Genomic DNA, 1,232 nt, shown 5'->3' with positions numbered 1-1,232 from the left:
GGTGATTGCCGGCATGGCCTGGATCTCGACCGCCAACTCGCTGACGATCTCGGCCCAGCTCGCGCTGCCGAACTGGGTCCGGGCGCGCGGCATGTCGATCTACCAGATGGCGCTGATGGGCGGCTCGGCGGCGGGCTCGCTGCTGTGGGGCCAGGTGGCCGGCCTCAGCGATGTGCGCACTGCGGTGGTCGCCGCGGCGGTGTTCGGCCCGCTGGCGCTGCTGGCCACGCGCCGTGTGTCGGTCGAAGGCGGYGGCGACGAAGACCTGACACCGGCCCAGCCGGCCAGCGTGCCCGAGGTGGCCATCAATGTGGCGCCAGACGATGGGCCAGTGATGGTCTCGGTCGAATACCAGATCGACCCGGCGCGTGCCGAAGACTTTGCCCGCGTGATGCAGGTGACGCGGCGCGCCCGCCTGCGCCAGGGCGCGCTGACCTGGGCGCTGCTGCGCGACACCTCGGTGCCCGGCCGTTATGTCGAGTATTTCGTCGACGAGAACTGGATCGAGCACCAGCGGCGGCTCGAGCGGTTCACCGCCTCCGACATCGGCCTGCGAGAGCAGCGCCTCGCCTTTCACCTGGGTGAGGCGCCACCCAGGGTCAAGCGCTACGTGGCCGAGCGCCTGGTGAGTTGATCGGCACGCGGGGATTGCCCCTGCGGCAAGCCGGCCATCACGCTTGGGAAAGGGTCGGACACCGGTCTGGTGGCAGACTCTGACGCTTGCCCTCCACCGGCCACGCTGCATCACGAGGCCCGCCGCCATGAGACACGACTTCCACTGGTCGACCGGCTACGCATCCAACCGCTCACCGGTCTTCGCGCGCAACATCGTGGCCACCTCGCATCCGCTGGCGGCGCAGGCCGGCTTGCGCATGCTGGCGGCCGGCGGCAACGCGGTTGACGCGGCAGTCGCGACGGCGGCGGTGATGACGCTGGTCGAGCCTTGCAGCAATGGACTGGGCTCCGACGCGTTCGCGATCGTCTGGGACGGTCAGCGTCTGCAGGGCTTGAATGCCTCCGGCCATTCGCCCGCGGCGTGGACGCCCGAGTACTTCCGTCAGAAGGGCACTGCCGGCCAGAAGACGCCGCCTGCTCGCGGCTGGGACGCGGTGACGGTGCCCGGCGCCGTGTCGGCCTGGGCGGCCCTGTCAGAGCGTTTTGGCAAGCTGCCGTTTGCCGACCTGCTGGCGCCCGCGATCGAGATCGCCGAGCGCGGCTATGCGGTGCCGGTG

Annotated in this window: 2 protein-coding genes; both read left to right on the top strand. The window is 70.4% G+C overall.

Annotation, left to right across the window (positions count from 1 at the left end):
- Window positions 1-634 (top strand): MFS transporter (locus AC1DYI_RS36180; RefSeq protein ID WP_477208909.1); only part of this gene is annotated, 634 nt, incomplete at its 5' end.
- A 127-nt stretch (window positions 635-761) separates the two neighbouring features.
- A partial coding sequence (locus AC1DYI_RS36175; RefSeq protein ID WP_477208908.1) for a gamma-glutamyltransferase occupies window positions 762-1,232 on the top strand: 471 nt, incomplete at its 3' end.

This window comes from Ideonella sp. P3_A4, assembly GCF_056403075.1.
Note: the sequence above shows the minus strand (reverse complement) of the source record. Positions and strands in the feature narration are given on the sequence as shown.